The sequence below is a fragment of the Neisseria sp. P0021.S005 genome (assembly GCF_051956955.1).
The window spans coordinates 1-5570 of sequence record NZ_JBQCWY010000172.1; the positions used below are offsets into that span (position 1 = coordinate 1).

Sequence of the window (5570 nt, forward strand, 5' to 3'; positions counted from 1 at the left end):
CTATTATTAGGAATTATGTTAACTAATACCTAAGTATTATACATAAAGTCTAGTTAAATAGAAGCAGCGGGATTTTAATCTAAATCAATATTTTCAGATTTTGGGCGTATAGGTTGTTTATTAAGATTGGTCATACCAAAATATTGATTTGAAGACATTGGTGAGGTTAATCAATAAAAATGAATGTGTTTGAATTATAGTCAATTAAAATCAAAATAGGACAGTAACGCATCGTCAAATCGGGCGTAATCAGACAATACGGTTCGCAGATACCGCTTAATATTCGCCCACACCTTCTCAATCGGGTTGAGCTCAGGTGAATAAGGTGCAAGAGGCAATACCTTATGTCCCAATTTTTCCGCCATTTCCCGTAAGACACCCATACGGTGAAATCGCGCATTATCTAAAATAATCACCGATTTTTGAGTCAATGCGGGCCGTAGGCATTGCTGAAACCACGCTTCAAAAAAGACTCCGGTCATCGTATTTTGATAAACCATCGGAGCAATCAGCCGGTTGCCGACTTGTGCGGACACCAGAGATAAGCGTCGGTATCTTTTTCCACTTATCTGCGCTTTCACTATTTGCCCTTTCAGGCTGCGGGCATAGGGACGGAACAGGTAGCGGTCAAATCCTGTTTCATCCAAATAAACGCGTTGGTAGTCGGAAAATTCGGCCAGCTGTGTCAAATAATGCGTTACTTTGGCCGGATCTTGTTCTTTGTAAGTGGTGGTCTTTTTTTGCGCGTCATCCCCATCTGTTTGAGTGCATAGCAAACGGCGGCTGGCGTACAATCAAAATGTTTGGCGATTTTATGCAGATAGGCATCCTGGTGTTGCCCAACATATTGAGCCGGTTTTTGCCTATCCAATTTGACGGCATTTAGACCGGTAACTTGATGTTTTAGGCTGCCTGTTTGTTTTTTAAGGCGAATCCACAGGTAAAGCGTGTTTCTTGACAAGTTAAACGTTGCTGCGGTTTGGCTGATGTTTTTGCATTGTTCGTAATAGTTTAAAGCTTTGTTTCTTAAGTCCGCAGAGTATGCCATGGTTAAACCTTCAAAGTTGAGTATTGTACCATTTTGTTTTTAATTGACTATAACTTAAGCCATCTTCGATTCACGCATTCCCCTACTGTTTAAACGAAACGGAAATGACGGTAAACCCGATCACGCCCACAACGACAAAAAGGTCGTCTGAAACCCAAATTGGATTTCAGACGACCTTTTATTTCAAGCCGGTTGGCTTATTTGTTGAAGAAAACCAGCGTCCACGGCAAAACATAAGCTTGCAGCAGGGTCAGCAGGCCGACGAAGGTACAGAAAATCAAGCTGTGTTTCACGGTGAAGCGGAACAGGTTGGATTCTTTGCCTTCCAGACCGACTGCCGCGCAGGCGATGGCGATGGATTGCGGCGAAATCATTTTGCCGGTCACGCCGCCGGTGGTGTTGGCAGCGACGGTCAGCTCGGGTACGACGTTGATTTGATGCGCGGTGCTGGCTTGCAGCGAACCGAAGAGCGCGTTGGCGGAGGTGTCCGAACCGGTCAGGAATACGCCCAGCCAGCCGAGGAACGGCGAGAAGAACGGGAACACGGTGCCGGTGGCGGCGAGGACGAGTGCCAATGTGGACGACAGGCCTGAATAGTTTGCCACGAATGCAAAGCCAAGTACCAAGCCGATAGACAGGATGGACAGGCGCAGTTCTTTGAGCGTTTCAAAGAAAGTGCTGACGGCTTCGGAGGGTTTCATTTTCAGCAAAGCGGCGGAAACGATGGAAGCAAACAGGATTGCCGTACCGACTGCGCCGAGGAGGTCAATTTTGAACACGGCGGCGTATGGTGTCGGTTCGCTGACGATGGGCGCGGCTTTTTGTACCAAGTTGTGCAGCATCGGCCAGTCGAATTTGATGGTGGCAACGCCCAAAGCCTCTTTAACACCCTTAATCGTCCACACGCTGACGAAAACGGTCAGGATGGCGAAAGGCGACCAGGCTTTGATGATTTGCCCGGCAGTGTATTCGCCCGCTTTGCGTTCGGACGGTTTTTTCATGCCGTTGAAGGTGAAGATTTCTTTAGGCTGCCATTTTTTCAGGAAGGCAGACAGGCAGACCAGGCTGACCAATGCGGAGGTCACGTCGGGTAACTCGGGGCCGATGAAGTTGGCGGTAATGAACTGGGTAGTGGCGAAAGACACGCCTGCCACCAATACGGCAGGCCAAGTTTGGCGTATGCCGCGCATACCGTCCATCATGGCGACCAACCAGAAAGGAACGATAATCGACAGGATCGGCAGTTGGCGGCCGGCGACCTGACCGATGTGGTAAGGGTCGAGGTTGGACACTTGACCGGCAACCAAGATTGGAATACCCATCGCACCGAAAGCCACGGGTGCGGTATTGGCAATCAAACACAAACCGGCGGCGTAGAGCGGGTTAAAGCCTAAGCCCACCAACAACGAGGCGGTAATCGCCACCGGCGCGCCGAAGCCTGCCGCACCTTCGAGGAATGCGCCGAAGGAGAAGCCAACCAGCAACATTTGCAGGCGTTGGTCTTCGGTAATCGAAATCACGGAAGCGCGGATGATGTCGAACTGCCCTGTTTTCACAGTAATTTTATACAGGAACACAGCAGTAACGATAATCCATGCAATCGGCCACAAACCGTAGGCAAAGCCGTACAGCGCGGAAGAAACCGCCATGCCCGCAGGCATTCCGAAACCTAATACGGCAACGCCAAGTGCAATCAGCAGCGTATAAAGCCCCGCCTGATAACCCTTGAGCTTCAAGACGGTCAGTGCAACAAAGAAAAAGATAATGGGCAGGAGGGCGACGGCTGCCGTCAAATACAGGCTGCCGCCCACTGCGGTATAGTTTTGAATCCAAGTTTCCATTGGGAAAATCTCCGAATATTTTTCTAATATACTTTCCTAAATTGGTAAAACCAATTTTTTGAACGGAGGACACTTTACGAAACTTTAATATGGCAGTCAATTATTTTTTTAAGCAACCTTGCTACATAAGTGCAAAATTGTTATTTAATTTTAAATAAAACAAAACATTATATGAATTGTAAAAATGTAACCCGATATAGTTTTAAACCATATTCGGGTAGAACAAGCCATATTGACGGGATATGGCCGGTTAATTAGAATACCGCGACATTGGGCACACCAATTTGGTCATGCCAATTTTGACGCAGATTGCCATTTCAGACGACCTGCCGCATCACATTATCGGATTTGAGTCTTCTTCATAGGAAAATATGAAGAAAAAGAGGAATTACAATGACAAAACTGGTTCGGCCACAAAAAATCAGCGACCAAATATTGTCGATATTAGAAGAACGGATTGCGACTGGCGTTTACGAAAAAGGCGGCAAAATCCCGCCCGAACGTACCTTGGCGGAAGAATTCGGCGTATCGCGCCCCTCGGTCAGGGTCGCGCTGAACATCCTGATTGCGCGGCAGGTTTTGGAAGCGCGTCAGGGCGATGGCTATTACGTTTCCGTCAAACCGCAACAAGATTTCCTCCAAAGCTGGCAGGAATTGCTCGGCAAACATACCAACTGGGAAACCGACGTTTTCGATTTCAGCTGTCACGTTGAAGGCTGTATGGCGGCACTGGCCGCCGAAAGACGGACTGACGCCGACTTGAAACGGATTGACTTTTGGCGGCAGAAATTTGAAGCGGCCTGCGAAAGCGGAAATTTGGAGCATCAAGCCGAAGCAGACGTTAGCTTCCATCAAACCATTGCCGATGCCGCACACAATATCCTGTTCAGCCACCTTTCCAGCAGCCTGCTCAAAATGCTTTATCAGCAAACACGCAGCGGCATTATCTATATCCATCAAACCGAAGACCCGCGCCCGACGCTGATTGCCCAGCACAGTGCTATTTTTGAAGCCATTGTCCAGGCCAAACCAGCCGAGGCGGCGGAAGCGGCAAAACTGCATTTGAATTATGTCGCCCGCCGCATTTTGCAGGACAGGGAATATCAAAGCCACAGCGAGCATGCGGACGTATTGGCGCAAAATGATTTGAAACGGGTAGATTGGTAGCGTTTAAAAATAATCAGGCCGTCTGAATTTTTTCAGACGGCCTGATTTTGCAAATAAGGCTTTTTAGTGCCACAATCTTCCCCATTCTGTCTAAAAACAAAGGAAGCACCATGTACCGTCATGTCGAGTATTATCCGGGCGACCCGATTTTGAGTTTGGTTGAAACCTTCAAACGCGACGAGCGTTCTGAAAAAGTCAATTTGAGCATAGGCATTTATTTTGATGGCGAAGGCAAAATGCCGGTTTTGGAATCTGTCCTCCGGGCAGAAGCAGAGCATGCGGCCGTACCGCGCCCATCGCCTTATCTGCCGATGGAAGGTTTGGACACTTACCGAAGCGCGGTTCAGCGTTTGCTGTTTGGGCAGGATAATCCGGCGTTGGCAGAAGGGCGCGTTGCGACCATACAGACCTTGGGCGGCTCGGGGGCGTTGAAAGTCGGTGCCGACTTTTTGCACCGTTGGTTCCCTGAAGCGAAAGCCTATGTCAGCGACCCGACTTGGGACAACCATAAGGGTATTTTTGAAGGTGCCGGTTTTGAAGTGGGGACGTATCCTTATTACAACCCTGAAACCGTCGGCGTAAAATTTGAAGAAATGACTGCGTTTTTCAAGACCTTGCCGGAAAACAGCGTCTTGATTTTACATCCATGCTGTCAAAACCCGACCGGCGTCGATATGTCGCAAGCGCAATGGGATGAAGTGTTGGACATCGTTAAAACGCACAAGCTGATTCCGTTTATGGATATTGCCTATCAAGGTTTCGGCGAGGATTTGGACAACGATGCTTATGCGATTCGTAAAGCCGTCGAAATGGGCCTGCCTTTGTTTGTCAGCAACTCTTTTTCGAAAAACCTGTCGCTGTATGGCGAACGCGTCGGCGGTTTGAGTGTAGTGTGTCCCAATAAGGAAGAAGCAGAGCTGGTGTTCGGACAGTTGAAATTTACCGTCCGCCGAATTTATTCCAGTCCTGCCGCGCATGGCGCATACATTGCATCTGATGTGATGAATAGCGAGGAGCTACGCGCTTTATGGGAAAATGAGGTTTACGCCATGCGCGACCGCATCCGTGCCATGCGTCAGAAACTTTATGATGTTTTGACGGCCAAAATTCCCAATCGCGATTTCAGCTATTTCATCAAACAGCTCGGTATGTTCAGCTATACAGGCCTAACCGTAGAGCAGGTACACCGCCTGCGTGACGAGTTTGCCGTTTACCTGCTGGATTCAGGCAGGATGTGTGTGGCAGGATTGAATGCATCGAATATCGATTATGTGGCCGAAGCATTTGCCAAAGTGTTGCAATAGCCGTTCAATCTGAAATTGAATGTAGTTTTATTTGAAGTAAATCAAAAGGCCGTCTGAAAAATTTTCATCTTTCAGACGGCCTCTTTATAATTGGCGCACCCAACAGGGATCGAACCTGTGACCTCCAGCTTCGGAAACTGACACTCTTCCAACTGAGCTATGGGTGCGAAAGCCGTAAGGTTAACGCATATTGGCTTTATTGGCAAAGTT

The 5570-nt window shown here is 48.3% G+C and carries 4 protein-coding genes and 1 tRNA gene; 2 read left to right on the forward strand and 3 right to left on the reverse strand.

All coding sequences use genetic code 11. From position 1 onward, the window contains the following. Window positions 1-200: 200 nt before the first annotated feature. Window positions 201-1048 (reverse strand): IS630 family transposase gene (locus tag ACTHUE_RS10130; RefSeq protein ID WP_107769225.1). Its coding sequence is split into 2 segments (ribosomal slippage): window positions 201-733 and window positions 733-1048, totalling 849 coding nucleotides; the frame shifts between segments, so codons are not numbered across the junction. A 197-nt stretch (window positions 1049-1245) separates the two neighbouring features. Continuing rightward, window positions 1246-2889 (reverse strand): lactate permease LctP family transporter, encoded by a 1644-nt coding sequence (locus ACTHUE_RS10135; protein WP_070461656.1) that lies wholly within the window; start codon window positions 2887-2889, stop codon window positions 1246-1248. 393 nt (window positions 2890-3282) lie between these two features. Here ACTHUE_RS10135 and ACTHUE_RS10140 point away from each other — a divergent pair, with 393 nt between their 5' ends. Both ACTHUE_RS10140 and ACTHUE_RS10145 read left to right on the forward strand, forming a co-directional pair. Then, a complete protein-coding gene (locus ACTHUE_RS10140; RefSeq protein ID WP_070461657.1) occupies window positions 3283-4056 on the forward strand; it encodes a FadR/GntR family transcriptional regulator in 774 nt (257 codons plus the stop codon). A gap of 110 nt (window positions 4057-4166) precedes the next feature. Then, window positions 4167-5360, forward strand: coding sequence for an amino acid aminotransferase (locus ACTHUE_RS10145; RefSeq protein ID WP_070460983.1), 1194 nt, complete (start codon window positions 4167-4169; stop codon window positions 5358-5360). Window positions 5361-5451: 91 nt separating this feature from the next. Here the strand turns inward: ACTHUE_RS10145 and ACTHUE_RS10150 are convergent. Next, window positions 5452-5527, reverse strand: a tRNA-Arg gene (locus ACTHUE_RS10150). Window positions 5528-5570: the final 43 nt, after the last annotated feature.

Excerpts from the sequence above, each read along its gene's own strand:
- ACTHUE_RS10135 (WP_070461656.1), bottom strand. The coding sequence starts at position 2,889 with ATGGAAACTTGGATTCAAAACTATACCGCAGTGGGCGGCAGCCTGTAT.
- ACTHUE_RS10140 (WP_070461657.1), top strand. The coding sequence starts at position 3,283 with ATGACAAAACTGGTTCGGCCACAAAAAATCAGCGACCAAATATTGTCG.
- ACTHUE_RS10145 (WP_070460983.1), top strand. The coding sequence starts at position 4,167 with ATGTACCGTCATGTCGAGTATTATCCGGGCGACCCGATTTTGAGTTTG.